Annotated in this window: 26 protein-coding genes, 1 tRNA gene and 1 riboswitch; of the genes, 10 read left to right on the forward strand and 17 right to left on the reverse strand. The window is 71.8% G+C overall.

Going from position 1 to position 24,933, the window contains the following annotated elements:
- Nucleotides 1–15: 15 nt before the first annotated feature.
- The 6 genes from E4K62_RS05325 to E4K62_RS05350 form a co-directional block, all read right to left on the reverse strand.
- Complete coding sequence (locus tag E4K62_RS05325; protein WP_135064507.1) at nt 16–807, reverse strand: ABC transporter ATP-binding protein; 792 nt, start codon at nt 805–807, stop codon at nt 16–18.
- On the reverse strand, nt 804–1,607 hold the full coding sequence (locus E4K62_RS05330; protein ID WP_135064510.1) for an ATP-binding cassette domain-containing protein: 804 nt from the start codon (nt 1,605–1,607) through the stop codon (nt 804–806). The genes E4K62_RS05325 and E4K62_RS05330 overlap by 4 nt, the downstream gene beginning before the upstream one ends.
- On the reverse strand, nt 1,604–2,494 hold the full coding sequence (locus E4K62_RS05335; RefSeq protein ID WP_135064513.1) for an ABC transporter permease: 891 nt from the start codon (nt 2,492–2,494) through the stop codon (nt 1,604–1,606). The genes E4K62_RS05330 and E4K62_RS05335 overlap by 4 nt, the downstream gene beginning before the upstream one ends.
- Nucleotides 2,491–3,444: an ABC transporter permease gene (locus E4K62_RS05340; protein WP_135064516.1), complete on the reverse strand. Its 954-nt coding sequence runs from the start codon at nt 3,442–3,444 to the stop codon at nt 2,491–2,493. The genes E4K62_RS05335 and E4K62_RS05340 overlap by 4 nt, the downstream gene beginning before the upstream one ends.
- Nucleotides 3,441–4,955, reverse strand: a complete 1,515-nt coding sequence (locus E4K62_RS05345) for an ABC transporter substrate-binding protein (RefSeq protein ID WP_135064519.1) — start codon at nt 4,953–4,955, stop codon at nt 3,441–3,443. The genes E4K62_RS05340 and E4K62_RS05345 overlap by 4 nt, the downstream gene beginning before the upstream one ends.
- 134 nt (nt 4,956–5,089) lie before the next feature.
- A complete protein-coding gene (locus tag E4K62_RS05350; RefSeq protein WP_135064522.1) occupies nt 5,090–6,049 on the reverse strand; it encodes an alpha/beta fold hydrolase in 960 nt (319 codons plus the stop codon).
- A 77-nt stretch (nt 6,050–6,126) separates the two neighbouring features.
- Here E4K62_RS05350 and E4K62_RS05355 point away from each other — a divergent pair, with 77 nt between their 5' ends.
- From E4K62_RS05355 to E4K62_RS05365, 3 genes are all read left to right on the forward strand, one after another.
- Entirely contained in the window at nt 6,127–6,603 is a 477-nt protein-coding gene (locus E4K62_RS05355; RefSeq protein ID WP_135064525.1) for a carboxymuconolactone decarboxylase family protein, read from the forward strand.
- Entirely contained in the window at nt 6,600–7,319 is a 720-nt protein-coding gene (locus E4K62_RS05360; protein ID WP_135064528.1) for a tyrosine-protein phosphatase, read from the forward strand. Before E4K62_RS05355 ends, E4K62_RS05360 begins: the two co-directional genes overlap by 4 nt.
- 101 nt (nt 7,320–7,420) lie before the next feature.
- Nucleotides 7,421–7,885: an SIP domain-containing protein gene (locus E4K62_RS05365; RefSeq protein WP_135064531.1), complete on the forward strand. Its 465-nt coding sequence runs from the start codon at nt 7,421–7,423 to the stop codon at nt 7,883–7,885.
- 14 nt (nt 7,886–7,899) lie between these two features.
- Here the strand turns inward: E4K62_RS05365 and E4K62_RS05370 are convergent, their stop codons facing one another.
- From E4K62_RS05370 to E4K62_RS05385, 4 genes are all read right to left on the reverse strand, one after another.
- Complete coding sequence (locus tag E4K62_RS05370; protein WP_187270388.1) at nt 7,900–8,355, reverse strand: Fe-S oxidoreductase; 456 nt, start codon at nt 8,353–8,355, stop codon at nt 7,900–7,902.
- Nucleotides 8,352–9,161: an arginase family protein gene (locus tag E4K62_RS05375; protein WP_135064534.1), complete on the reverse strand. Its 810-nt coding sequence runs from the start codon at nt 9,159–9,161 to the stop codon at nt 8,352–8,354. Before E4K62_RS05375 ends, E4K62_RS05370 begins: the two co-directional genes overlap by 4 nt.
- Before the next feature lie 109 nt (nt 9,162–9,270).
- Nucleotides 9,271–10,032: a PspA/IM30 family protein gene (locus E4K62_RS05380; protein WP_135064537.1), complete on the reverse strand. Its 762-nt coding sequence runs from the start codon at nt 10,030–10,032 to the stop codon at nt 9,271–9,273.
- A gap of 100 nt (nt 10,033–10,132) precedes the next feature.
- The gene (locus E4K62_RS05385; RefSeq protein WP_135064540.1) at nt 10,133–12,181 is read right to left on the reverse strand and encodes a TPM domain-containing protein; all 2,049 of its coding nucleotides are present in this window, start codon (nt 12,179–12,181) and stop codon (nt 10,133–10,135) included.
- 144 nt (nt 12,182–12,325) lie between these two features.
- Here E4K62_RS05385 and E4K62_RS05390 point away from each other — a divergent pair, with 144 nt between their 5' ends.
- The 6 genes from E4K62_RS05390 (at nt 12,326) to E4K62_RS05415 (ending at nt 16,888) form a co-directional block, all read left to right on the forward strand.
- Entirely contained in the window at nt 12,326–13,159 is an 834-nt protein-coding gene (locus E4K62_RS05390) for a DUF3097 domain-containing protein (RefSeq protein ID WP_135064543.1), read from the forward strand.
- 182 nt (nt 13,160–13,341) lie between these two features.
- Nucleotides 13,342–14,076 carry a tRNA (guanosine(46)-N7)-methyltransferase TrmB gene (trmB, locus tag E4K62_RS05395; protein ID WP_135064546.1) on the forward strand — a complete coding sequence of 245 codons (735 nt, stop codon included), beginning with the start codon at nt 13,342–13,344 and terminating at the stop codon, nt 14,074–14,076.
- A gap of 5 nt (nt 14,077–14,081) precedes the next feature.
- A complete protein-coding gene (locus E4K62_RS05400; RefSeq protein WP_282444663.1) occupies nt 14,082–15,347 on the forward strand; it encodes an MFS transporter in 1,266 nt (421 codons plus the stop codon).
- On the forward strand, nt 15,344–16,216 hold the full coding sequence (locus E4K62_RS05405) for a CPBP family intramembrane glutamic endopeptidase (RefSeq protein WP_135064549.1): 873 nt from the start codon (nt 15,344–15,346) through the stop codon (nt 16,214–16,216). The genes E4K62_RS05400 and E4K62_RS05405 overlap by 4 nt, the downstream gene beginning before the upstream one ends.
- 112 nt (nt 16,217–16,328) lie before the next feature.
- A riboswitch (guanidine-III (ykkC-III) riboswitch) is annotated at nt 16,329–16,392 on the forward strand.
- A gap of 10 nt (nt 16,393–16,402) precedes the next feature.
- Nucleotides 16,403–16,720, forward strand: coding sequence for a DMT family transporter (locus tag E4K62_RS05410; protein WP_135064551.1), 318 nt, complete (start codon nt 16,403–16,405; stop codon nt 16,718–16,720).
- 95 nt (nt 16,721–16,815) lie between these two features.
- Nucleotides 16,816–16,888, forward strand: a tRNA-Arg gene (locus tag E4K62_RS05415).
- Between the two features lie 153 nt (nt 16,889–17,041).
- Here E4K62_RS05415 and E4K62_RS05420 read toward each other — a convergent pair.
- Nucleotides 17,042–17,980: a hypothetical protein gene (locus E4K62_RS05420; protein WP_205805883.1), complete on the reverse strand. Its 939-nt coding sequence runs from the start codon at nt 17,978–17,980 to the stop codon at nt 17,042–17,044.
- 221 nt (nt 17,981–18,201) lie between these two features.
- On the opposite strand from E4K62_RS05420, the gene E4K62_RS05425 reads away from it, so the two are divergent.
- Nucleotides 18,202–18,804, forward strand: a complete 603-nt coding sequence (locus E4K62_RS05425; protein ID WP_205805884.1) for a TetR/AcrR family transcriptional regulator — start codon at nt 18,202–18,204, stop codon at nt 18,802–18,804.
- Between the two features lie 86 nt (nt 18,805–18,890).
- Here E4K62_RS05425 and E4K62_RS05430 read toward each other — a convergent pair whose 3' ends face one another.
- From E4K62_RS05430 to E4K62_RS05455, 6 genes are all read right to left on the reverse strand, one after another.
- The gene (locus tag E4K62_RS05430) at nt 18,891–21,395 is read right to left on the reverse strand and encodes an excinuclease ABC subunit UvrA (RefSeq protein WP_135064557.1); all 2,505 of its coding nucleotides are present in this window, start codon (nt 21,393–21,395) and stop codon (nt 18,891–18,893) included.
- Nucleotides 21,396–21,423: 28 nt separating this feature from the next.
- Nucleotides 21,424–21,627 (reverse strand): hypothetical protein, encoded by a 204-nt coding sequence (locus E4K62_RS05435; protein ID WP_135064559.1) that lies wholly within the window; start codon nt 21,625–21,627, stop codon nt 21,424–21,426.
- A gap of 117 nt (nt 21,628–21,744) precedes the next feature.
- The gene (locus E4K62_RS05440) at nt 21,745–22,143 is read right to left on the reverse strand and encodes a hypothetical protein (protein ID WP_135064561.1); all 399 of its coding nucleotides are present in this window, start codon (nt 22,141–22,143) and stop codon (nt 21,745–21,747) included.
- Nucleotides 22,127–22,951: a prolipoprotein diacylglyceryl transferase gene (locus E4K62_RS05445; protein ID WP_135064563.1), complete on the reverse strand. Its 825-nt coding sequence runs from the start codon at nt 22,949–22,951 to the stop codon at nt 22,127–22,129. The genes E4K62_RS05440 and E4K62_RS05445 overlap by 17 nt, the downstream gene beginning before the upstream one ends.
- Before the next feature lie 3 nt (nt 22,952–22,954).
- The gene (locus tag E4K62_RS05450) at nt 22,955–23,269 is read right to left on the reverse strand and encodes a hypothetical protein (RefSeq protein ID WP_135064565.1); all 315 of its coding nucleotides are present in this window, start codon (nt 23,267–23,269) and stop codon (nt 22,955–22,957) included.
- Entirely contained in the window at nt 23,266–24,855 is a 1,590-nt protein-coding gene (locus tag E4K62_RS05455) for a radical SAM protein (RefSeq protein ID WP_240742828.1), read from the reverse strand. Before E4K62_RS05455 ends, E4K62_RS05450 begins: the two co-directional genes overlap by 4 nt.
- Between the last annotated feature and the right edge of the window lie 78 nt (nt 24,856–24,933).

A 24,933-nucleotide genomic window follows, 5' to 3' on the forward strand; every position in this document is an offset into this window, starting at 1 on the left:
CGACCTGCGGGCCGATCAGGGGCTGATGGTCGGGATCGAGGCCAGCAGCGCCCTCGTGTAGGAGGCCTGGGGCTGGAGGAGCACCTTCTCGGTGGGTCCTTCCTCGACGATGCGTCCGTCCTTCATCACGACGACCTGATCGCACAGGTTCTGCACCACCCCGATGTCGTGGCTCACCAGCAGCAGCGTCAGGCCGGTGCGCCGGCGGAGGTCGGCCAGCAGGCGCAGGATCTGCGCGCGCACCGTGACATCCAGGGCCGAGAGCGGCTCGTCGCCGACGAGCAGGCGCGGACGGTGCACGATCGCGCGGGCGATGGCGATGCGCTGGCGCTGCCCGCCGGAGAACTCCTGCGGGTAGCGCTCGGCCATCGACGCATCCAGCCCGACCTCCTCGAGCACCTCGCGCACGCGCGCCCGGCGATCGCCCGGGACGTTCAGGGCCCACAGCGGCTCGCCCACGATCCGCCCGATGCTCATGCGCGGGTCCAGCGACCCGTACGGGTCCTGGAACACGATTCCGGTCTCGTGCCGCAGCCAGTGCAGCGCGCGGCTGCTCATACGGGCGTCGACGGGGCGGCCGTCGAACTCCACGCTCCCCGCGGTGGGGACATCCAGAGCGAGCAGCAGCCGCATGAGGGTGGATTTGCCCGACCCCGACTCGCCGATGACGCCGACCGCGGACCCGGCGTCGACGTCGAGATCCACGTCGTCCAGCGCCGTGGTCTGCACGCGCGGGGCGAACAGCGTGCGGCGCGGGGAGAGGTGACGGCGGGTGAGCCCGCGGGCCCGCAGCAGCGTGTCGGTCATGCCGGCCCTCCCGGGTGCTCGGGCTCGGGGCGCCACAGGGTCGCGGTGGCATCACGCAGCAGCGCCCGTGTCACGGAGCTCACCGGCGCCGTCAGCAGCACCGTGAGCGGGCCCTGCTCGACCACGCGGCCGTGCTCGAGCACGACGGCGTGGGTGGCGATCTGGCTGAGCACGGCGAGGTCGTGGGTGATGAAGACCAGCGACATGCCCGTCTCCTCCGCCAGCGAGCCGAGGAGACGCAGGATGCCGGCCTGGATGGTGACATCCAGCGCCGTGGTGGGCTCATCGGCGATGAGCAGGCGTGGACCGCACACGAGCGCCATCGCGATGGCCACCCGCTGTCGCTGCCCGCCGGAGAGCTGGTGCGGGTAGCGCGCGACGATCGCACCGGGATCGGGGAGGGCGACGCGCTCGGCCTCGGCGACCGCGCGGCGGCGGGCTTCGGCGCGCGGGACGCGGGCGTGGATGCGCAGCGACTCTGCGATCTGCCGCCCGACCGTGCGGATCGGGTTCAGGGCGGTGGCCGGCTCCTGGAAGACGATGCCGATGTCGTTGCCGCGCAGGCGGGCGAGGTCGCCGTCGGGAAGGCCGAGGATCTCCTGCCCGTCCCAGCGCACGCTGCCGCTCGCGCGGGCCCCGTCGGGGAGGAGGCCCAGGATCGCCAGCGCCGTGAGCGACTTGCCGGAGCCGGACTCGCCGATCAGGCCCAGTCGCGCACCGTCGGGGACATCGAAGGAGACGCCGTCCACGACGCGCTCGCCGCCGATCTCGATCGCGAGGTCACGCACCTGCAGGCTCATGCGACCACCTCCGGCACGTGCAGACGGGCCGAGGGGGCGCGTTCGGCCAGCGTGGGGTCGGTCGCCTCGCGCAGGGCGTCGCCGAGGAGGTTCAGGCCCAGCACCGTGAGCGTGATCGTGAGGCCCGGCCACACCACCGACAGCGGATGCAGCGTGATGTAGCGCTGCAGATCGGCCAGCAGGACGCCCCACGACGGCTGCGTCACGGGCGCGCCGAACCCGAGGTAGGAGAGGCCGGCCTCCGCCAGCACTGCGACGGCCATGCCCCACGACAGCTGCACGATGAACACCGGCGCGACGTTGGGGAGGAGGTGGCGCCACAGGTTCTGCGCGGGGGACAGGCCGCTGGCCCGCCCGGCCAGCACGAAGTCGCTGTGCAGGACGCGGCGCAGCTCGGGTCGGGTGACGCGGGCGATGTTGACGCCGAATCCGATGCCCACGGCCCACACGACGACCCACAGGGAGCCGCCCCACACGGCGGAGATCATCATCGCGATGATCAGGACGGGGAAGGCGATGAGGATGTCCACGAGCACGGCGACGCTCTCGCGGACCCAGCGGCGGGTGAGGGCGCCGAGCGCGGCGAGGGCGAGCCCCAGCGTCGTGGCGATGACCCCCGCGCCGACGGCGACGAAGATCGTCGTGCGGGCCCCGGCCATGAGGAGGCTCAGGATGTCGCGTCCGTTGTTGTCGGTGCCCAGCACGTGCGGCCACCCCGGCGCAGCCCAGCGGTCGCCGAGGTCGACCCGCTGCGGGGGGAACGGCGTCCACACCGCCGCCACGATCGCGGTGAGCACGATGACGGCCACCACGATCAGCCCGAACCGCCCCGTGCTCAGGCCCCACAACCGGCCCAGCCACGCCAGGCGACCGCGGTGCGCGCTCATGCCGCCGTCTCCCGCTGCCGGGGGTCGAGGGCGCGGTGGAGCAGATCCACGAGGAAGCCGACGATCAGCACGAAGCCGGTCAGCACGAACAGTTCTCCCTGCACCTTGGGGAGGTCGCGCGCGCCCACGTCCGCCACCAGCATCCGCCCGATGCCGGGGAGGGTGAACAGCTGCTCGATGACGACGGCGCCCACGAGGATCCCGGCCACCTGCAGGCCCAGCACCGTCACGACCGAGAGCGCGACGTTGGGCAGGCCGTGGCGCACGAGGGCCTGCGTACGCGTGAGCCCCTTGGCGGCCGCGGTGCGCACGTAGTCCTGCCCGATCGCCTGGAGCGTCGCGCTGCGGACGAAACGCATCAGCATGGCGCCCTCGATGATGCCGATCGTCAGCGCCGGCAGGATCAGCGCGCGCAGCGCCGCCCCTGGATCACTCCACCCGCCGCGCGGGAAGCCCTGCGCGGGGAGGAGTCCGAGCCACACCGCGAAGACCACGACCAGCATCATGCCCGCCCACACCGCCGGCACGGCGGCAAGGGCCTGCGCCACGACGCTCAGGGCCGTGCCGTCGGGCCGCCGGCGCCGGACGGCGGAGAGTACGCCGAAGGGCACTGCGATCACCAGGGCGATACCCAGCGAGAGGATGCCGAGAGGAACCGTGATGCGGGCCTTGTCGGCGAGCTCGCCGGCCACGGACGAGCCGTTCACCAGCGACGATCCCAGATCGCCCCGCACGAGCCCGCCCATCCAGTCCAGGTACTGCGCGGGCAGCGGTGCATCCAGGCCCAGCCGCTCGCGGATCGCCGCGACCTGCGCGGGGGTGGAATCGGTGCCCGCGATCAGCAGGGCGACGTCGCCGGGGAGCACCCGCAGCGACAGGAAGATGAGCACGCTGGCAACGAGCAGCCCCACGACCAGCAGGGCCAGTCTCGTCAGCGCGTAGCGGATCACTCCGAAGACACCGTCACACCGGCGAGGTCGATCCGCGAGTTGACCGAGTCGACGGGGAATCCGGAGATCCCGTCGCCGACCGCCGTGATCGTCGCGCCGGTGTACAGCCAGTCGGCGGCGTGATCCTCCGACACGATGCGCGCGGCCTGCGCGAGCAGCTCCGCCGATTCGGCGGGGTCGACGGCGGCCTGCGCCTGAGCGTACAGGTCCTGGACCTCCGGGTTGTCGTAGCCGAAGTAGTAGGCGGGATCGGCGAAGTTGCCGAAGTCGCGCGGCTCCACGTGGAGCACGAAGCTCAGTTCGTAGTCGTGGTTGGTGTAGACGTCCTGCAGCCACGTGGCGAACTCGACCGATTCCACCTCGAGGGTCACGCCGATCTCGTCGAGGTCGGACACCAGCACCTGCGGCACGGTGGTGCCGTAGAAGGCGGGGATCGTGAGCGTCAGCTCGAGGTCGTCCGCGCCGGCCTCCTCCAGCAGTTCCATGGCGCGCTCGGGGTCGTGCGGCGCGACGTCGGAGAGGTCCTCGTAGCCGGGATCGAGCTCGGGGATGGGCCCGTACTGCGTCTGGCCGGCGCCGATCGCCTCGACGAGAGCCTCGTGGTCGATCGCGAGCCGCAGCGCCTCCCGCACGCGGACGTCATCGAGCGGTGCGACGGCGTTGTTGAAGGCGAGTGTGCCCTTGTCGGTGGTCTGGCCCGTCGTGAGCGTGAACCCGCTGGCCTCATCCAGCTGGGCGGAGAGATCGGGCTGGACGGCGGTGAGCACGTCGAGCGATCCGTCCAGGGCCGCGTTGACGCCGGCGGTGAAGTCGGGGATGTACTGCAGGACGACCTCGGCCACCCCGGCCGGATCTCCCCAGTAGGCGTCGTTGCGGACGAGCTGGATGCTGTCGCCCTGGTTCCACTGCTCGAGCGCGAAGGGCCCCGTGCCGTTGGCGGCGGTCTGGAAGTCGGTGGTGTCGCCGGTCTTGAACACCAGCCCCGCGGGCCCGGTGAGGGTGAACAGGAAGTTCTGGTTGGGCTCGGCGAGCGTGATGACGACCGTGCTGTCATCGGCTGCGGTGATCGAGGCGACGCCGGCGAACTCGGCGTTGCCGACGATCTCGGGGTCGTCCTTCACCTGGGTGAGGGAGGTCACCACATCGTCGACCGTCAACTCGCTGCCGTCGTGGAAGGTCACTCCCTCGGTCAGCGTGAAGGTGTAGGTCAGGCCGTCCTCGGACACCTCGTGCGCGCTCGCGAGCGACTCGACGATCTCGTTCCCCTGCGTGCGGGTGACCAGGCCTTCGTAGACGTTGTCGATGAGGATCTGCTCGAGGGCCGCGCCGCTGGTGCGGCGGATGTCGAGGTTCGTCGGTTCCAGCACGAGCCCCACGGTGAGCGAGGCGCCGGGATCGGGTTCGCCGGTCGAGGACGTGGCGGGGGCGCTGCCGCCTCCCGAGCACGAGGCGAGCGCCAGCGTTCCGGCGATCAGCAGGGTGGTCGCGGCGAGGGCTGTGCGGCGCGGCATGGAGGGTTCCTTTCGCAGGGCCGGCGTCATCTTCGATGCTGTCGGATGACGCCGGGGGCAGCTCGGTGCGACATCAGCCTATTGCGGCCGTCGCCTGGGAGTCGCCGTGTTACCTGGCAACGCCGGAGGTGCCCTCATCCTTCCCCGGGCTCTGCGGCCTCTCCGGCCAGCTCCCGCAGCAGGCGGCCGAGCTCGAGGGGGGCGTCCTCCTGCAGGTTGTGACCGCCCGCCACCGTCACCACGCGCGCGGCCGGAAGACGGCGGGCGAACTCCTCAGCGTCGGCGGCGGTCACGTACCCGTGTGAGCCGCGCACGAGGGTCACGGGTGCACGGACGGCGGCGAGGTCGTCCCATCCGGTCACCGACAGCAGTGTCGCGACGCCGTCGCTGCCCGCGGGGGCCTCGATCGCGCCGTTCGCGGCCGCCGCGGCGAGGTGGGCGAAGTGGTGCTTCCACTCGACGCGGCCGTCGGGGCGCACGCGCGAGTTCAGATACACCCCGCGCTCGGCGGTGCGCCGTGCTCCGCCGCCCAGCCCGAAGGCCAGCGCCCGGTCGACGAGTTCGTCCCGTGACGCCCAGTCGGTGGGGCCGGCGAAGAACGAACGGATCTGGGTGGGGCCGGCGTTCGGGTCGACGCCGGGGGTGATGTCGACCATCACGACGTGCGCGACCTTCTCCGGGACGGCGGCTGCCACGGCCGGGGCCGTGAGCCCGCCCAGCGACTGGCCCACCAGGAGCTGCGGCCGGTCCGTCCACTCCGCCAGGGCCGCCATGACGTCGGGGGCCAGGGTGGGACCGGTGTAGGCGGCGTCCTCGCGCCAGGACGAGTCGCCGTGGCCGGGCAGGTCGAGCGCGAGGGCGGGCAGCCCCATCGCCAGGACGGTCGTGTCCCACGTGTGCGCGTTGAGCCCGGCGCCGTGCAGCAGCGTCACGCGCGGCGGCTCCTGGCCGTACCGCAGCGCGCTGAGGGTACGGCCGTCCGGGAGCGTGAGATGCAGGCGCTGCACGGCGGGGAGCGGCCCGGGGATGCCGTTGTCGGCGGCCTGCTCGGGCAGGAACGAGAACTCGTCGAACACGTCGGTGGATTCGGTCACGGGGCTCCTTCGGGCCGGAAGCGGTTCGGCACCATTGTGCCCGTCGCGCCGCCGGATGGGGCGATTACCCTGGAGGGATGAGCGAAGAGGAGCGCGTGCACCTGTCGCGATCGGCACCGCAGGCGTACCAGGCGCTCGCCGGTCTGTCCAAGACGGCGGGCCTGCTGGCGGCCGAGGCCGGCATCGGACCGCGGCTGAAGGAGATCGTCCTCATCCATGCGTCGCAGCTGAACGGCTGCTCGTACTGCGTGCGCATCCATGTCGATCGCGCCGTGGCGGCGGGGATGGATGCCGACACCATCGCGCAGATCGCCGCGTGGCGCGACTCCGGTGTGTTCTCCGAGCGAGAGCGCGCGGCGCTGGAGCTGGCGGAGTCGTTCACGTTCATCTCCGAGGCGGGCATCCCCGACGAGGTGTACGACCATGTCGGCGGCATCCTCAGCGAGCAGGAGTACGTGGCGCTGAGCTGGCTGCTCGTGTCGATCAACGCCTTCAACCGCGTCGCGATCGCGGGGCGCTACCCTGTTCCCCCGCGCGAGGCGTCGCAGCCGTGACCGAATCCCTCGTCTCCGGAACGCTCAACTTCCGCGATGTCGGAGGTCTGCCGGCGGGCGACGGTCGTACCCGGTCGGGCGTGCTGTACCGCTCGGGCAACCTCGCGCACGTGGATGAGGCGGGTGCTGCGTCGCTGCGCCGGCTGGGGCTGCGCCGCATCATCGACCTCCGCGACGACGACGAGGTGCGGTGGGCGCCGAGCATGGTGGAGGGGCTCGACCTCGTCACCCAGCGGGTGCCGTTGTTCCTGGGCTCGGTGATGTCGTTCTTCGAGGAGGACGCCAACCTCCCCGGGATGTACTCGAGCCTCATCGACGGATCCGCCGACAAGGTCGTCGAGGTGGTCCGCGGCATCCTGAACGACCAGCCGGTGCTCGTGCACTGCACCGTCGGGAAGGATCGCACGGGTGTCACGGTGGCCCTCACCCTGGCGGCGGCCGGGGTCGATCCCGAGGCGGTCGTGGCGGACTACGCCCGCACGGAGGCGCTGCTGCCGGAGGCCCGCAACCGCGCGGTGGTCGCGCGCCTGCGGGCGCTGCATCCGGAGTCGCTGCATCTGGAGGACCTGGCGACGCGTTCGCCGGCGCCGGTCATGCGCGAGGTGCTGGAGCGGCTGGATGCGGTGTTCGGCTCGCCCGCGGATTGCCTCCGCGCACACGGCCTGGGCGACGACGAGCTCGAGGAGCTCCGCCGCATCCTCATCGTCCGCTCCTGACGCATCATCCGCTCCGGACAGGGGGAGCGGGCCGAGCGTTGCCTGCGAGGAGGCGAACAAAGGTTAGGCAACCCTTTGCTTGGGGGTATAGTGGCCGTGCCATGTCCGCTTCACCCGAACACAATCCGACCGCCTGCCGCGCGTCGCGTCACACGCGCGTGCAGCACCTGGTGACCGCCGACGAGTCTTCGCTCGCCGAGCTCGAGGCGCTCCTGTCGACGTTGCCGCTGTGCTCGACCGGTCGCGTGTTCATCGAGGTCCCGGACGAATCGTGGATCGGCCGCGTCGCCGCTCCCGCCCGCATGACCGTGACGTGGCTGGACCGCTCCCGTCGCACCGGCGCGGCCGGCACGCGCCGCGGGTGCGCGCCCGGCCAGGCCGTGGCCAGGGCGGCCTCCGCGTGGGCCGGCGAGATGCTCGGTTCCGAGGGTGACGCCACGCGCGTGGTCCTGCTGGGCGGTTACCTCGGCACCGCCGAGATCGTCGACGACCTCACCGAGCGTCGCGGCGTGGCTGCGGACTCGATCCACACGCCCGAGCGCTTCGGCCTCGCCACCGCCCGCTGAGGCCGCGGTGCCGTTCAGGCCCCACGCGGCACGTAGTTGCCGTCGGCCAGACCCGCTTCGATCTCGAACCGGTTGCGCAGGGGATTGCGGCCGGAGATCCAGTAGAGCACCGGCATCAGGAAGCCGAACCGCCGCCACTGGCGTGCGTGCACGGCTTCGTGGCGGAGCAGCGACGGCGTCACGCGGCCGTCGCCGGTGAGGAAGCAGCCGCCCATGGCCACCCCGCCGCGGGGGTAGGCCCATCGCGGCATCCCGCGGAAGATCCACATGCCCTCGCGCCGCTCCACGCGGCCCGTGCTCCACAACGACCCCCACACCCAGCCCACGGCCGTGCCGTACAGGTAGCCGAGGCGGCTCACCGGCGAGTCCAGCAGCACGCGCGGCAGCCGGTCCTCGATGCGACGGCTGCGGGCCACGGCCCGCTCGGCGTCCTCCCGCCATCCGGCCGGGGGAGCGGGGATGGGGCTCACGCGACGGCTCCCACCAGGCGCAGGATCGCGCCCAGGTCCTCGCCGGCGGCGGTGGGATCGGCCGGGGCGAAACCCGCCACGGTGGCCCCGACGATCGGCGTCCGCTCACCCAGGGTGCGCAGCGCGGCGACCAGGTCGGCCACGGGGATGCCGAAGGGGATGCCCCATGCCGACCCGCGGAACTCCGACGGGTCGAGCACGTCCAGGTCGAGATGGACGTACACGCGTGCGGCGCCGGTGGCAGCGACCGCGTCGGCCAGCGCGGCGGGGTCGGCCAGGTCGGACTCGGTGAGGTGACGGATGCCGTTGCCGGCCAGGTACGCATCCTCGGCGTCGTCGCGTTCCCGCGCGCCCACGAGCACGACGCGCTCGGGGGACACCGCGGCGGTGCCGAGCAGGTCGGGAACGCCTCCCAGGAGCGCGCGCAGTGCCATGCCCGCCGACGAACCCGAGGGCGAGCTCGCCGGATCGTTGAGGTCGGCGTGCGCGTCGATCCACACCACCGCGACGTCGTCGGCGGCCCAGCGCGCCGCCGCGGCGACGGTGACGCTGCAGTCTCCGCCGATGACGACGGCGCGGTCGGACGACATCGACAGCGCGTCATCCAGCAGCTCGGAGGTGCGACGCACGGCGCTGAGGCGCTGGATCCCGGTGCCCTGCCCGTCGCCGGCTTCCAGCGGCACATCGAGCACGACGGTCGCGGAGCGGGGCAGGTCTCCCGCGATCGCCTCCGCTCCGTCGCGCAGCAGCATCGCGCGCGTCGAAGGACTGCCTTGCCATTGCGGTACCACCACGAACCGGGTCACGCGTTCATCCTGCCACCCCGCCGGCCCCTCGCCGCGCGGATGCCGCGGAGGGCCGACCGCACGCGAGAGGGGGCCCTCGCCGAAGCGAAGGCCCCCTCTGCGACGCGGGTCAGACCGTGTCGGGGCTGGGGGCGTCGATGGCCGGCCGCGGCTGGGCCGAGCCGCCCACCTTCAGCGCGGCCAGCCGCGCCTCGACCTCGGTCAGCTCGCCGATGTCTTCCAGGCTGTTGAACTGGGCATCGATGCTGGATGCGGCGAGCTCCTGCTTGCCCGCGGCGAGAGCCTCCTCGCGGCGGATCTTGTCCTCGAACCGGCCGAGCTCGCTCGTGGGGTCCAGGACGTCGATCGAGCGGACCGCGTCGTGCACCTTGTTCTGCGCCTCGGCGACCTTGGCGCGCGCGAGCAGTTCGCTGCGCTTGCCCTTGAGCTGCTCGAGCTTGCCCTTCATGCCGTTGAGGCCGTCCTTGAGCTTGTCGACCACCTCGGTCTGGGACGCGATGGTCGGTTCGGCCGTCTTGGCCTCGCTCTCGGCGGAGATCTGACGCTGGAGGGCGATCTTGGCGAGGTTGTCGAACTTGTCGGCCTCACCGGCGTTGCCGGAGCTGCGCAGTTCGTCGGCCTTGCGGCTGGCGGCCAGGGCCTTGTTGCCCCACTCGGCGGCCGCCTGCACGTCCTCCTGGTGGTCGCGCTCGAGCAGGCGCAGGTTGCCGATGGTCTCGGCGATCGCCGATTCTGCGTCGGCGATCGAGTTGGTGTAGTCGCGCACCAGCTGGTCGAGCATCTTCTGCGGGTCCTCGGCCTGGTCGAGGAGCGAGTTGATGTTCGCCCGGAGGAGCGTGGAGATGCGACCGAAGATGGACTGCTTGGCCATCGCGGGTTTCCTTTCCTGTCGACGTCGTGTCGAGTGTGTCGAAGTTTTCTTAGGGGTGTTCGCTATGAGATTCGTGGGATCGGCGGGGTCATTGCGGGGATCAGAAGCGGCCACCTCCCCGGCGCGAGCGTCCGCCCCCGCCGCTGCGGCCGCCGCCTCCGAAGCCGCCCCCGCCACTGCGGCTGCGACCGCCGAAGCCGCCGCTGCGCCGGCCCGAGGATCCACCGCCGAAGCCGCCGAAGCCGCTGCTGCGCCGGCCGCCCCCGCCTCCGCTCAAGAGGGAGTTCAGCACGATTCCGCCGATCATGGCACCCATCATGCCGTCACCGGAGGACCCTCGGCCGCCGCCGTACCCCACGTCGAAGGCGCCGACGTCGTTCTGCGCCGAGTGTGACGCGGCCGCCGCCAGCTGTGCCGACCGCTGCGCGGCGGAGAGAGCGGCAGCCGGATCCGCCGCACGAAGCTGTTCGGCACGGTCCAGAGACGTGCGCGCCTCGGCCAGTCGCGTGCGGGCCTCCGCACCGACGGCGCCGCGGCGCGCGCCGATGAAGTCTTCCGCGGCCGAGACCTGCGCGCGGGCCTGCAGGAGGGCCTCATCCAGTTGGAGTGCGGCCCGGCGCCGGCGTTCGGCGGCATCCCGGCCCTCGGCGATGACGGCGTCGAGGGCGGAGTTGGCCGCCTCCAGTCCGGCGAGTGCCTCGAGGGGCCGCCGGCCGCCCGAGGACAGGGCCTGGCGACCGCGCGTGAGCTGCTCGCGCGCGGCGGCGACGGCGGCGGCGATCCGCCCCTCCGGGTCGGGCAGGGCGGATGCGGCGGTGATGTCGTTCTCGACCTCGCGCATCAGCTCGGCGGCGCGCGTGCCGGCGGCGGCGAGATCGGCGCCCACCCTGGTCACGGCGTCTTCGAGCAGGCGGGCCTGAGCGACCGCCTCCTGCGCGGCGCGGATGCCCACCGCGGCCTCGCCGCCGCGCCCGGCAGCGAGGGCGGACTGCGCCGCGGCCAGCTGCGCGTCGGCGAAGGCGACGCGCTCGCGCGCCTGGGCGGGGTTGTCGGCGACGGTGGCGAGGGCCTCGTCGGCGTACTCGGCGTGCAGTTCCGCCAGCTGCGCCTCGGCGGCGCCGATCGCTTCGGCGACAGCGGTGCGCTCCTGCTGCGTGCGGGCGAGCTCGGCGGGGGCGTTGGCCTCCAGGTCGCGCAGCGCGTCGAAGGCGTCGGCCTTGGCGTCGAGCGCTTCCTGGGATGCGGCGGTGAGGGTGAGGATCTCGCCGCGCCAGGCGCGGATCTGCTCCTCCGTGTCGGGGGTGGCGTCATCCAGCTGCTGCTGCAGCGTGAAGGCGCGGTCGAGGTCCGCCTTGGCCTGGGTCAGCACCGTCTCGAACTCGGCCACGGCCTCGTCGCCGAACTGGGCGCGGGCGAAGCCGAGTTCCTGCTCGCTGGTCTTGACCGCCTCGTCGGCGGCCACGAGCGCCGAACCGGAGCGGCGGGCCAGCTCCTCCAGGCTCATCTTCGCCGGTGACGCGTTCGGGCCGGATGCCGCGCGCTTGCGCCGCACGGCGAGCCAGATGAGCGCGATCGCGAAGACGGCGACCAGGAGCAGCACCACCAGGATGAGCGACCAGTTCACGCCGCCGGCGGAGGTGTCGGCGCCGGGCACGCCGCCGGTGCCGCCGGCCGCGGCATCCTCGAACCCGGCGGCGGCGGCCTCGATCGCGCCCGACCAGTCCTCGTCGCCGAGGGCCGGCCGTACGCGCTGCTGTTCGATGGCGCTCAGCTGGTCGCCGGTGAGCGGGCCGATCTCCAGATCGCCGGAGATGTAGTACTGGCGGCCGTCCACGGCGACGGCGAGGAGGTACTGCGTCGGTCCGAGGCCGTTGACGACGGCGGCGGTGTTCGCCCAGTCCTCCGGGCTGTCGGGGTCGGTGAACTCGTCGACGAACACGACCCACAGGTCCAGCCCGGTCTCGTCGAACAGCTCGTCGAGCCGTTCGTCGGCGGCGCGCACCTCCGCGCCGCTGAGCACGCCGGCGTCGTCGAGCACGTAGCCGCTGTCGAGCGTCACGGGCGGGGTGGCGTGCGCGGCGGGCGCGATCGCGAGGCCGATGGCGGCGGCCAGTGCCGTGGTCAGCGCCAATGCCCAGCGCGCGCGCATCCGTCCTCCTGAGGGGCTGTGGGGCAGGTGCTCCGAGTCTATGGTCCGGCTCGCGCGGGCCGGTACGGCCTCCGGGTGGATCGGCGTGGGTCCTCGCCGGTGCCGGAGGGCCGGGTTAGGGTCGGGGCTTCGGAGGAGACGGCAATGGATGATCGCTACGGAACCGACGTGCTGGCCAAGGGGTGGCGGGATGCCGGGAGGCGCGTCGTGCCGCAGGTGCCCGCCGAGCGCGACCTGGTCGTGGAGGTGGCCGCCGACGGCTACTGCGGCGCGGTGACGAGGGTCGCATCGGGGACCGTGGAGCTGGAAGACCGGCACGGTCGTCGCCGGCTGTTCCCCCTCGGGCCGGGGTTCCTCGTCGACGGCGCCGCGGTGGTGCTGACCGTGCCCAAGCCGGTGGCGCCGACGGGGACTCGGCGCACCGCGTCCGGGTCGTTCGCGGTCGAGGACGCCAAGGCGCGGGTCGCGCGCCCCAGTCGCATCCTCGTCGAGGGACGCCACGACGCCGAACTGGTGGAGAAGGTGTGGGGCCACGACCTCAGGGTGGAAGGCGTCGTCGTGGAGTACCTGCAGGGCGTGGATCTGCTCGCCGAGGCGCTGGAGGCGGAGCCGCCGAGCGCCGAGCGGCGGTACGGCGTGCTGGTGGACCACCTGGTGCCGGGGTCGAAGGAGACGCGGATCGCCGAGGCGATCGCGCGCGGGAGGCACGGCAAGCACGTGCGGATCGTGGGGCACCCGTTCGTGGACGTGTGGCAGTGCGTGCGCCCGGAGTCGCTCGGCATCGCGCGGTGGCCGGAGGTTCCGCGGTCGGTCGAGTGGAAGGTCGGCGTGTGCCGCGCCCTCGGGTGGCCGGCGGAGGACCAGGCGGATCTGGCCCGCGCGTGGCAGCGGATCCTGGGGCGCGTGACGACGTTCCGCGACCTCGAGCCCGCTCTCCTCGGCCGCGTCGAGGAGCTCATCGACTTCGTCACCGCCTGACCCCCTCACCCGGCCGGCCCGCGCCCGCCCGGCCCGCGCCCGGCGGAGCGCACGGCCCGGCGAAACACCACATCCCGCCCGAAACACCCCGCGACGCATGATGTGTCAGCCGGGATGTGGTGTCTCGCGGGGGGGCGACGCGCCGTCGGGCGGCGGGCGGGGCACTGGGTAGCCTGGAGGGTATGCCCGAAACCCCCGCCGCCCGTGGCGATTTCCGCGACCGGCCCGTGTCGTTCGTGCGCCGGAGCGGCCGGATGTCCGACGGACAGGAGCGGGCGTGGGAGCGCCTGTCGCCGTTCTACCTCCTCGAGGCGCCGCGGGATGCCGCGGCCACGAGCGTGCGCGCGGGCTCGGAGATCGACCCGGCCGCCGTGTGGGGGAGGACCGCACCGCTCGTCGTGGAGATCGGGTCGGGCCAGGGGCACGCGATCGTGCATGCCGCGACGGAGCATCCCGACACCGATCTCCTCGCCGTCGAGGTGTTCAAGGCCGGCCTTGCCCGCACGATGCTCGACGCCGACCGCGCCGGCGCGCGCAACCTCCGCCTCGTGGAGGCCAACGCGCCGGAGGTGCTCGAGCACCTGCTGCCGGCGGCCTCCGCGGATGAGGTGTGGGTGTTCTTCCCCGATCCGTGGCACAAGAACAAGCACACCAAGCGCCGCCTGATCGACGCCGAGTTCGCCCCGGTCGCCGCCCGAGCGCTGAAGCCGGGCGGGATGCTGCGGCTGGCGACGGACTGGGAGGACTACGCGCGTCAGATGCGCGCGGTCCTGGATGCCTCGTTCCTGTTCGAGCGCGCGTTCGAGGGCGACTGGGCCGAGCGTTTCGACGGGCGGGTGCTCACGGCGTTCGAGCGCAAGGGCGCCCGTGCCGGCCGCGCCATCCGAGATCTGGCCTACCGGCGGATCCCGGCGTGACCGACCTGCACGCGGTGCGTCGCGACCGGTTGCGAGCGGTGCGCCCGCTCGGCCACCGCGACTTCCGGGTGCTGTTCGCCGCGGTCGTGCTGTCGGTGTTCGCCGCCGGCATGTGGGCGGTCGTCATGGTCTACGCCGTGATCGATGCCGGCGGCGGCCCGCTGCAGCTGTCGATCGTCGCGACGGCGAACGCCGTCGGACTCCTCGCGTGCGCGATCCCCGGGGGCATCGCCGCCGACCGCGTGTCCCGCCGGCTCATCGTCCGCGCGGTCGCGGTGCTCGACGCCGTCGCCGTCGCCTCCATCGTGATCGCCGGCGCCCTGGGCGCCCTCACGATCCCGCACGTGGCGGTCGTGGCGTTCCTCCTGGGCGCGGGGTCTGGGTTCTTCTTCCCCGCCTACAGCGCGATCCTTCCCCGCATCCTGCCGCCCGAGCACCTCCTGGCCGCGAACGGCCTGGAGGGCGCCATCCGTCCGGCCCTCCAGCAGGCGGCAGGGCCCGCGGCGGCGGGCTTCCTGCTGGCCGCGCTCGTGCCCGCCTTCGCGACGGTCTTCGTGTGCGCCGCGTACACGCTCGCCTTCGTCCTCCTGCTCTTCCTGCGCCGCGAACCCGGCCCGGGAGCCGACGACGCGCCGCTCTCGCGCGGCGTCCTCCACGACCTCCGCGAAGCGGTCGCCTTCACCGTCCGCACGCCGTGGCTGCTGTGGACGCTGCTGTTCGCCACCGGGTGGGTGCTCGTCTCGCTCGGGCCTGAGCAGGTGCTGCTGCCCTTCCTCGTGCGGGAGCGGGTGGGGGAGGATCCGCGGTTGTTCGGATTCCTGCTCGCCGCCCTGGGCGCCGGGGGAGTGGTGGGCTCGCTCGTGGTGTCGTCGATGCGGATGCCGCGGCGTTACCTCACCGCGATGATCGTCGTGTGGGCGGTGGGGACCACCCCCTTCGCCGTCATCGGATTCACCGACTCGTACTGGCTGCTGCTGGTGTGCTGCTTCACGCTGGGCTGCGCATTCAGCTACGGCAACGTCATCTGGGGCACCCTGCTCCAGCGCCGCGTGCCGCGGCACATGCTCGGACGGGTGTCGAGCCTGGACTTCTTCGTGTCGCTCGCGCTCATGCCGGTGTCGATGGCCCTGTCCGGCCCGCTCGCCGAGGTCCTGCCGCTGTCGACGATCTTCCTGGCCGCCGGCACCCTGCCGCTCGCGTTCGGCCTCATCGCCCTACTCGCCGCCCGCATGCCGCGGGACGAGATCACCCATCCGCTGGAGGCCGCATGACCGCCCACGCCGCTCCGCCCGCCCCGACCCGGCCTGCGCTGTCGTGGGGGCTCGTCCCCGCGCTGCTGGTGTGCCTGGCCGCTCCCGCGTTCTTCGTGCTGCAGATCGCGTGGCTCGGATGGATCCTGCTGGCGGCGGGCCTCGTCGGCGCGTGGCTCGTCGAGCGGCGCGAGGGCACCGCATCCCTCCGCCGGCGCGACGAGAACGAGCCGCCGAGCCTCCTGCGCGACCTCTCGCTCATCGCGCTGGGGCAGCTGATCGTCAGCGCGATCCCGCTGAAGGCCGAGCTGGACAACATGGCGATGCTGCGGTTCACCGTGGCCCTCGGCGGCGCCGTGCTGGTGCCGTATCTTGTGTCGCGCTACGTGTACCGCGACTACGCGATCCGCTTCCCGTGGCGCGGGGGCGGGCGGTGGACGGCGCTGCAGTGGGGCTGGCTCGTCGCCGTTCTCGTGCTCGGGTGGCTGATCCTGCCGTTCTACTTCATCACGTCGGGCGTCTACACGAACTGGCCCGTCGTGGACACCCCGGAGATGATCGCGCGCCTGTTCGTGGGCGTCGGCGCCGTCGGCATCTGGGACGAGCTGTTCTTCATCTGCACCGTGTACGTGCTGCTGCGGCGGCATTTCCCCGACTGGCAGGCGAACCTGCTGCAGGCGGTCGTGTTCGTGTCGTTCCTGTGGGAGCTCGGCTACCAGGCGTGGGGCCCGGTGCTGACCATCCCGTTCGCGCTCGTGCAGGCGATCCTGTTCCTGCGCACCCGCTCGCTCGGGTACGTCGTGACGGTGCACCTGTTGTTCGACGCCGTCGTCTTCGGCGTGCTCGTGCACGCCCACAACCCCGGCCTGATCCCGATCTTCCTCCTGTAGCCCCCGCCCCCCGCCTCCGCCGCCCGCCGAAACACCACATCCCGTCCGAAACATCCGGCGACGCATGATGCCTCGGCCGGGATGTGGTGTTTCGAGCGGGGGTAGCCTGGGGAGCGGATGCGGACCGCATCCCCGGACGAGGGATCAGTACCCGGACAGCGACAAGACTGGCCAAGGAGCTGTGTCATGTCGTGGATCGTTCTCGTCGTCTCCGGTGTCCTCGAAGCGGTCTGGGCGACCGCGCTGGGCAGGTCGGAGGGGTTCACCAAGCTCTGGCCGACCGTGATCTTCGGCGCCGCGCTCGTGGCGAGCATGGGCGGTCTCGCGTGGGCGCTGCGGGAGATCCCCACCGGCACCGGCTACGCCGTCTGGGTCGGGATCGGCGCCACCCTGACCGTCGCCTACGGCATGGTGACCGGCACAGAGCCGGTGTCGCTCGTGAAGATCCTGCTCATCCTCGGCCTCGTCGGCTGCATCATCGGACTGAAGCTCGTCAGCTCCTGACGGACGCGCCGCGCGGAAGGCCGTCGAGGGGCGCGGATGAGCGGCGCAGCCGGTGTCGGGGGAGGGCGCGCGCCGGTGATAACCTCGATCAGTACGCCTCCGTAGCTCAGTGGATAGAGCGCCGGTTTCCGGTACCGTAGGTCGCAGGTTCGACTCCTGTCGGGGGCACTTCGGGGTGAACGTGGACGGGTCTCGATCCGTACCCCAGTAACGAGAAAGCGCCGCCTGGTCTCAGGCGGCGCTTCTCGTTTCGCGGGCCCCGATCGTGGACGCGGCGATCGCATCGGGACATCCTCCTCGGCGGTTCCGGTCGGTTCTGTCTCACCGCAGGTGGAAGGTGTCGAGGATGTGGGGGGTGTCCAAGAGGGTGTGCGGTGCGAAGGCGTGATAGCCCCACACGTGAACCCACGCGTTGCCCGTACGCAGTGTGAGGTAGGTCTTGATCATGCCCGGCCCGAGATAGGTGAAGAGCAGGAAGATCAGCGAGAGGGCGGCGGACTGCGGGGACGTGAAAACGGTCCAGGCGTCCCAGAAGTGCAACCCGGCGTAGGTGAGGCCGCCGCACAGCACGGTGGCGATGACGGAGCCGGTGAGCGCGAGATATCGCGGAACGAGGATGGCGTACACGAACACCATCGCAGGCAGCACCGCGCCTGCCATGTAGAGGAGGAACGTGAACGCGGCTCCCACGACCAGCTGCCCCGGCGGGAGGTTGAGCGTCGCAGGGGCCAGCGCGAAGATCTGGAACGCCGTCTCCAGCCCGAGCACAACGATGATGACGAGGACGTCGTTCCTGGCGTCGGTCGAGCGGAGTCCGAGAGCGAGCGACGAGTACCGTCGACGGAAATACAGCAGCGGGATCACCGCATAGACGACCACGTTGTACCCGGCCCACGTCACGACCTCCGCCGGGGGAAGGTGCTCATGGGTGCCGAACAGTGTTCCCGCGAGGTGAAGGCCGAAAGGGTGCCATCCGAACGCTCGAGCCAGAAGGAAGCCGCCGAGCAGCCCGGTCGCTCCGTACGCGAGCAGCGCGATGGTTTCGGCGCGGGCCCGGTGACGATCGGGCGCACGCGCGGCGACGTCGACGGGCGCACGACGCCGGGTCAGCAGGTATACCACGCCCATCAGGATCAGAACCTCCGCCAGCGCCAGGTTGACCTCTCCCAGGATCTGCCACGTGGATCTCCCCGCGCGCGCGGGCCAGTCGAACGGCAGCGCACGGGGCGCGGTGATCGCCACCCAACCGTTCGCAGCCACCCAGCCCGCCGCCGCCACCCACAGACTCCAGCGCCCCGGAAGCCGCCGCTTTCCGTGACGACCGACAGCTGACTCATCGGCGGCGACGCCCGTCTTCACGCGGGGACCCGCCGTTGAGCCGTTTCTGTCGCTTGATCCGTCCACAACGCCTCCCGGTTGGTAGCACACCCGTGATACTTCGCAAAGTATCACGGCCGTGATACAACGGAAAGGTGCCCAGAATGGTGGACGCCGATCAGCGCAGAGACGAGATCGCTGCAGCAGTGTGGCGGGTCATTCGCCGCGATGGTCTGGAACGGGCGTCCGTGCGGGAAGTGGCGCGCGAAGCCGGACTGTCCACGGGGTCGCTGCGGCACTACTTCCGCAGCCAGCCGGAGTTGCTGGTCTTCACGATGAGCTCGGTGGTGGAGCGGGTCGAGCGGCGCATCGCGGCGGTACATCAGCCGGATGATGTGTTGCAGGCGGCGAAGCTGGTGTTGGCGGAGCTGCTGCCATTGGATGACGAGCGGCACGCAGAGAACGAGGTGTGGATGGCTTTCACGTCTCGAGCCCTCGTCGACCCTGAGCTCGGATCACTGCGCGACGAAGCTTACGACCGGATGCGTGAGGCCTGTGTGCTGTGGGTCGGCCGGCTCTGCGGTGACGCCGGCGAGGACGTGCGGGAGGTGGAAGCCGAACGCTTGTTCGCCGTGCTCGACGGCCTCGCCGTCCATGCAGCCGTCCGGCCGGAACGTGCCACGCCCGCCCGGTTGCGGGCGGTGCTTGATCATCACCTGGACCAGGTCGCCTCCTCGGGCCGCGCTGCGATGGATGGCGCACCGTGATCTCGGCAAGCGCCCGCAAGCCGGTGTGATGACCGAGGAGCATCGCCTTGCGGCTCGCCTGCGCCGATGGGCGACCGCCGCCCACCTCAGCGCAGGTAGCGGCCCGTGACGCTGTCGGATGCGGCGGCGATGTCCGCCGGCGTCCCCGTGGCGACGATCCGCCCACCGGCCGTCCCTCCGCCGGGCCCGAGGTCGATGATGTGGTCGGCGTTGCCGATCATGTCGAGGTCGTGCTCGATGATGACGACGGTGGCGCCCTGGTCGATGAGCCGCTGCAGCACCCCCAGCAGCACCCGCACGTCGAGCGGATGCAGGCCGATCGAGGGTTCGTCGAGGACGAAGAGGGTGTTCCGCCGGCTCCGCCCGATGTCCGCCGACAGCTTGAGCCGCTGCGCCTCGCCGCCCGACAGCGCCGTGGTGGCCTCACCGAGGGTCAGATAGCCCAGGCCGAGGTCGGTCAGGATGCGGAGCCGGGACTCGACCCGCGCCAGATCGGCGACGTGCGGCAGCGCCTGGTCGACCGTGAGGGAGAGGAGGGCGGGAAGGCTGAGCGGATCGCCGGTGGAATCCTTCGGGGTGCGACGGATGTCGTGCGCGTCGGGGCGGTAGCGGCTGCCGCCGCACGCCGGGCACACGATGTCGACGTCGGGGAGGAACTGCACGTCCAGGGAGATCTGCCCCGTGCCGTCGCACTCCGGGCAGCGCAGGGAGCCGGTGTTGTAGGAGAAGTCTCCCGCCGTCAGTCCCCGGGCCTGCGCCTCGGGGGTGCGCGCGTACACCCGGCGCAGGTCGTCGAGGACGCCGCTGTAGGTGGCCACGGTGGAGCGGACGTTGACGCCGATCGGCGAGGCATCGACCACGTCGACCACGTCGATGCCCGCCGGCTCGACAGCGGTGACGTGCGCCGGAAGCGCGGCGCCCGCGGCGCGCGCGACCAGCGCGGGCACGAGACTCTCCAGGATCACCGTCGTCTTCCCAGACCCCGAGACGCCGGTGACCGCCGTGAGACGGCCCTTGGGGATCTCCAGGTCCAGGGCCTGCACCGTGTGGATCGGCGCCGTCGACATGCGGATGCTGCCGAGATCGAAGAGTTCGGCGGGCGTGGTGCGCTCGCGCACCGTTTCCGCTGCGCTCGCGCCGAGGAACGGCGCGATGCGCGAGCGGGGGTCGCCGATGACATCCGCGCGCGTGCCGGCCGCGATGACGGTGCCGCCGTCGGCGCCAGAGCCGGGCCCGATCTCGATGAGCCAGTCCGCCTCGCGCAGCACGTGGGTGTCATGGTCGACGACGACCACGGAGTTGCCGTCGCGCAGCAGGCTGCGGATGACCGCGATGAGGCCGTCGAGGTTCGAGGGATGCAGGCCGATGGACGGCTCGTCGAGGACGTAGAGCACGCCCGTGGTCCGGTTGCGGACCGCACGGGAGAGCTGCACGCGCTGCCGTTCGCCGGTGGACAGGGTGGACGAGGCGCGGTCCAGCGTGAGATATCCCAGGCCCAGCTGCAGCAGCATCCGTGCACTGCCGACCATCTGCGCGACGATGCTCTCGGCCATCGCGGTCATGTCCGGTGGCATGAGCCCCGGCAGGGTCTGCACCCACGTGGTGACCTCCTCGAGCGTCTTGGCCGTCGCCTGCGCGAGCGTGATGCCGTCGACCAGCGTCGCGCGCGCCCGCGCGTTCAAGCGGCTCCCGCGACAGAGGGGACAGGTCTGGATGCTGAGGAATCGCTCGATCCGGCCGATCCCGCTCTCCGTCTCGGCCTTGCGCAGGGCCTCGACGACCGATTGATGCGCGTTGCGGTAGGTGGCGTTGAGCTCGAACAGCTTGCCGTTCTTCGACGGGTACAGGATGACCCGTTTCTCCTCGGGACCGGCGAACACGATCCGACGTTCCCGCGCGGTGAGCTCCGCGAAGGGGACGTCGGTGCGCACCCCCATCTCGGCGACGACCTTCGAGTTCGCCGCCAGACCGAACAGCCCCCACGGCGCGACGGCACCGTCGTCGATGCTGATCGTCTCATCGGGCACGAGGGTGGTGTCGTCCACGTCGCGCACGATCCCCGTTCCTTCGCACCGCTCGCACGCGCCCTCGCTGTTGAACGCGAACGACTCCGCGCTCGGTGGTGGGAAGACGGCGCCGCACGTCGGGCACGTCAGCGGCCGGTCCAGCGCGACGTCGGTGGTCGGCGGCATCCGGTGCCCGTTGGGGCATTCGTGACTGCCGAGGCGGGAGTAGATCAGTCTCAGAGTGTTGAGCAGTTCGGTGGAGGTGCCGAACGTGGATCGCACCCCGGGCACGGCGGGGCGCTGACGCAGCGCGAGAGCGGCGGGCACGTGCTCGACGCTGTCGACGGCCGCGCGGGCGGCCTGAGTGAGGCGCCGCCGCGTGTAGGTGGAGAGCGCCTCGACGTAGCGACGGGAGCCCTCGGCGTACAGCATCCCGAGCGCGAGCGACGATTTGCCCGATCCTGATACTCCGGCGATCGACACCATCATGTGCAGGGGCACGTCGACGTCGATGTTCTTGAGGTTGTTCACCCGGGCGCCGCGCACGCGGATGGCGTCCGGGAGCGCAGCCGCCGCCGGTCGCATGATCAGGCCGCCCGGCCGCGGCCGCCCATCAGCTCGGCGGCCGGGTGTCGACGTCGTGCCGGTCGGCGTCGCCGATCCGCGGGTCGGCCGCCGTCTCCGGCGACACCGGCGATGTCCCGGCCGGTGCTTCGGTGCCCGGGTAGCGGGGCTGTTCGACGTCCATGTCGGCGTCGCGCTCGTCGGCGGGCGGCAGGTGGTCGAGGGGCTGGGGGATGTCGTCTGGCTTGCTCATGCCGACAGCCTCCGCGATCTCGCCGGCGGCGGGATAGGGGTTGCGATCGGCGGCGCACGCGCCTAACGACCGGCCGCACCCGGTCTCATCGGCGGCCGCGGCCGTGCCGGGCGTGTCTCAGCCGAAACCGCCCAGCAGGGCGATGCACGGACCGATCACGATGAGCCAGGCGGCGCCCGTCATGATGAGCATCCCGGTGCCGTACGGGCGGGAGCGCGGGGAGAACATCAGGGCGATGGAGACGACGGCGATGGCGATGAACGGCCACAGGAAGCCGAAGATGGTGCTCACGGCGCCGAGGGTGCCCAGGGCCAGCACGATGCCCAGCACGTACGCGCCGCACCCGATGCCCAGGCCCGCCGCGACGCCGCCGCCGAACCCCCTGCGGCCTCCGGGCGGCTGCTGCGGGGGAGGTGGTGCGCCTCCGGGCGGCTGGTGCGGGGGAGGCGGCGGTGGCGTGCCGGGAGGCGGTGCGAAGCGCGGCGGCTCTTGCGGGTCGTCAGGCGTGCTGGGCATTCGGCGTCGTCCTTCCGGGTTCGGCTTCGGGCTGTGAGGTCTCACGGAATCTCCCGCGCCGCGCCATCCACACGATGCGCGCGAGCAGCAGCGGGATGGTGACGGCCAGGAACAGCTGCGGACGGGTGAGGCCGATCCACGCGACCTCGTTGCCGCGGACGAACTCCACACCGAAGCGGAAGAGGCCGTACGCGGCGATGAAGAGCGTGAGCGTCTCTCCCGCGGCGATCGGGCGGTGGCGCAGCCAGAACCACAGCAGTACGAACGCCGCCGCGTGGAACGCGATCTCGTAGACGAAGCTCGGATGCAGCGGCACGCCGGCCTCGGCCCCCACGCGTGCGGCGGCCGCAGGCTCCAGCACGATGCCCCATGCGGCGCCGGTGGGGGTTCCGGGCTCCTCGGTGAGGAGGCACCCGATGCGCCCGATGACCATCGCCAGCGCGACGGCAGGGGCGAACAGGTCGCCGGTGCGGCCGGGGAAGCGGACGATCCGCTTGGCCACGTGCACGCCTAGCCATGCGCCCACGAGCGCCGACAGCATCGATGCATTGCCGTACGCGAGCTGGTCGATGAGGCTCAGGTTCCGCGACGGATCCAGGTGCTGGGCCCACGTCCCCAGGCGCGAGAACACGGCGGCGCCGAGGAGCGCCCCCAGGACGATGTAGGCCAGACGCGGATCGCTCACCCCGCGGCGGCGCTTCTCCACCAGGAAGACCGCGCCGGCGGCGGCGAGGCCGAGGGCGACGAAGACGGCGTGCGTGTCCACCGGCGGCAGCCACGGGACGAGGTCGCGAAGAGTGGGGAACACCGGTCAGCTCAGCAATCGCACCCACATCATGACCCACAACGGGACGGCCGCCAGCGCGAGCACCTCGAGCACCCACAGGTAGGCCAGGACGAGACGCGTGTCGCCGAGCCGGCAGCGGGAGCGGAGGAGGCCGGCACGCCGTGCCCGGGTGTACCCGGCGATGGCGACGCCGGCGAAGACGGCCACGGCGATCGGGCCGAGCAGGGCGGCGATCGCGGCGACGGTGGTGAACACGCACAGGCGCAGCGGGTCGAACGGTGCGGGGTCGGCCACCGACGGGTCGCGCTGGTTGAGGTGGCGGAAATCGGCGGTGCTCATGCGACGCTCACCGGGAGCTGCCGTCGGCCGCCGGTCGCGGTGGAGATGCGCGTGCGCGACAGCGGCGCCCACGCCTGCACGGCGCAGAACGGCGCGCACTGGTGGGCGGCGGTGGTCTCGTTGACGGTGGCGACGTGCACGCAGCACTGGGTCAGGCGCTCCTCGATCATCGTGTTGATGTCCATGAACGGCTTCACCGTGATGCGCAGGACCCGCTCGCCCATCATCTTCCGCAGTCGCGCGTGCTGACCGGGCAGCTTGGAGGCGGCGAGGGTGGCGAGCGTCCCGATGCCGAGGTCGCAGTTCTGGCAGATGTCGCGCCAGATGGTGGCCATCGAGGGGTGCGACAGCGACGACTGCTCACTCAAGAGGTCCAGCAGCGAGCCCTTCACGACCTCCCGGATCGCCTTGTTGACGTTCGAGTCGGCGATGCGGTTGGCGAGCATGTCGGGCTGGAGGTCGAGGAAACCCTTCAGCTGCTCGTGGCCGATCAGCCCGACGAGCGATTTCCAGTCGCCGGAGTCATCCTTCAGCAGGTAGCCCACGGAGCAGCAGTGCGGATGGCTGCAGGGCAGCGCCGTGAGGTCGCGCCACGTGACCTCGCCGTCGGTCTGCGGTCCGAGCCGCGCCAGCACGCCGGTGTGCGTGAGCCTCGCGGTGGGGTCGATGCCGGAGGAGCGGCCGGAGCCGAACACGGGCTGGATCGTCACGCCGCCGACGAACGGCGTCGCCATCGCCCGGCGGATGACGGCGCCCATCTCGCCGTCGTTGACCCCGAGCGTCGCGGTCATCGTGAGCGTCATGAAGACGCCGGCATCCGAGAGCCGCTGGATGGCGCGCTCCTTGAACCGGCGGATGTCGGCCCCGCGGTGGAACCGGGACGACTCGGCGGACTCGCCGTCGTATTGCAGGTAGATCTCCACGCGCTCGCGGTGCTTCTTGAGCGTCTCCACGAACGCATCGTCCTGGGCGATCCGCAGGCCGTTGGAGTTGATCAGGATGCGCACCACCGGCCGCGCCACGAGGTGCTCGAGCAGCTGCTCGAGCCACGGGTACAGCGTCGGCTCGCCGCCGGAGAGCATGAGCACGTCGATCCGGTTGTTCTCCCGCGCCAGGCGCGCGTCGACGGAGGCGAGGACTTCGGCCAGCGGCGCGATCGAGGATGCGGCGGGGCTGGACTCCGCGAAGCACGTGGGGCAGCGCAGGTTGCAGTGGTCGGTGAGGTCTTCGAGCAGGATGCACGTGTGCTGGGTCTGCATCTGCGGCAGCCCGTCCTCGTAGGCCGACGGCACGGGCTTGAAGTTGCCCGCCAGGTCGGGAGTGTGCGCCTTGGTCGGGGCCGTCCACTGCTCGAGATAGGTGAGGATCTCGGCCGACTCGTCGTAGAGCGTGCGGATGAGGCCGTGATCGGGGCATCCGCGCTCCAGCCAGATCGCCCCGTCACGGTCGGCGAGCCATCCCGAGAGCCGCCGGACCTCGCTGAGCGGCCGGTCCGGTTCCTCCTCGTGACACTCCGGGCAGAACGCGTTGACGTATCGATGGACGCGATAGTCGCGCAGGGGCATCCCCGCACCGGGCTGGCTCATTGGCTCACCATAGCCGCGCCATAGCTTCGGAGGGGACGCGGCTCGCGCGTATCCTCGGCCGCGCTCCGCGCGCGGCCG

Source organism: Microbacterium wangchenii (assembly GCF_004564355.1).
In the GTDB taxonomy this organism is placed as follows: Bacteria; Actinomycetota; Actinomycetes; order Actinomycetales; family Microbacteriaceae; genus Microbacterium; species Microbacterium wangchenii.

What these genes read in the sequence shown, in the direction of transcription:
- trmB (WP_135064546.1), top strand. Translation starts at nt 13,342, where the DNA reads ATGCCCGAAACCCCCGCCGCCCGTGGCGATTTCCGCGACCGGCCCGTG.
- E4K62_RS05365 (WP_135064531.1), top strand. Translation starts at nt 7,421, where the DNA reads ATGTCCGCTTCACCCGAACACAATCCGACCGCCTGCCGCGCGTCGCGT.
- E4K62_RS05335 (WP_135064513.1), bottom strand. Translation starts at nt 2,494, where the DNA reads ATGAGCGCGCACCGCGGTCGCCTGGCGTGGCTGGGCCGGTTGTGGGGC.
- E4K62_RS05410 (WP_135064551.1), top strand. Translation starts at nt 16,403, where the DNA reads ATGTCGTGGATCGTTCTCGTCGTCTCCGGTGTCCTCGAAGCGGTCTGG.
- E4K62_RS05355 (WP_135064525.1), top strand. Translation starts at nt 6,127, where the DNA reads ATGAGCGAAGAGGAGCGCGTGCACCTGTCGCGATCGGCACCGCAGGCG.
- E4K62_RS05440 (WP_135064561.1), bottom strand. Translation starts at nt 22,143, where the DNA reads ATGCCCAGCACGCCTGACGACCCGCAAGAGCCGCCGCGCTTCGCACCG.
- E4K62_RS05325 (WP_135064507.1), bottom strand. Translation starts at nt 807, where the DNA reads ATGACCGACACGCTGCTGCGGGCCCGCGGGCTCACCCGCCGTCACCTC.
- E4K62_RS05405 (WP_135064549.1), top strand. Translation starts at nt 15,344, where the DNA reads ATGACCGCCCACGCCGCTCCGCCCGCCCCGACCCGGCCTGCGCTGTCG.
- E4K62_RS05435 (WP_135064559.1), bottom strand. Translation starts at nt 21,627, where the DNA reads ATGAGCAAGCCAGACGACATCCCCCAGCCCCTCGACCACCTGCCGCCC.
- E4K62_RS05390 (WP_135064543.1), top strand. Translation starts at nt 12,326, where the DNA reads ATGGATGATCGCTACGGAACCGACGTGCTGGCCAAGGGGTGGCGGGAT.
- E4K62_RS05385 (WP_135064540.1), bottom strand. Translation starts at nt 12,181, where the DNA reads ATGCGCGCGCGCTGGGCATTGGCGCTGACCACGGCACTGGCCGCCGCC.
- E4K62_RS05430 (WP_135064557.1), bottom strand. Translation starts at nt 21,395, where the DNA reads ATGCGACCGGCGGCGGCTGCGCTCCCGGACGCCATCCGCGTGCGCGGC.
- E4K62_RS05450 (WP_135064565.1), bottom strand. Translation starts at nt 23,269, where the DNA reads ATGAGCACCGCCGATTTCCGCCACCTCAACCAGCGCGACCCGTCGGTG.
- E4K62_RS05425 (WP_205805884.1), top strand. Translation starts at nt 18,202, where the DNA reads ATGGTGGACGCCGATCAGCGCAGAGACGAGATCGCTGCAGCAGTGTGG.
- E4K62_RS05345 (WP_135064519.1), bottom strand. Translation starts at nt 4,955, where the DNA reads ATGCCGCGCCGCACAGCCCTCGCCGCGACCACCCTGCTGATCGCCGGA.
- E4K62_RS05380 (WP_135064537.1), bottom strand. Translation starts at nt 10,032, where the DNA reads ATGGCCAAGCAGTCCATCTTCGGTCGCATCTCCACGCTCCTCCGGGCG.
- E4K62_RS05330 (WP_135064510.1), bottom strand. Translation starts at nt 1,607, where the DNA reads ATGAGCCTGCAGGTGCGTGACCTCGCGATCGAGATCGGCGGCGAGCGC.
- E4K62_RS05455 (WP_240742828.1), bottom strand. Translation starts at nt 24,855, where the DNA reads ATGAGCCAGCCCGGTGCGGGGATGCCCCTGCGCGACTATCGCGTCCAT.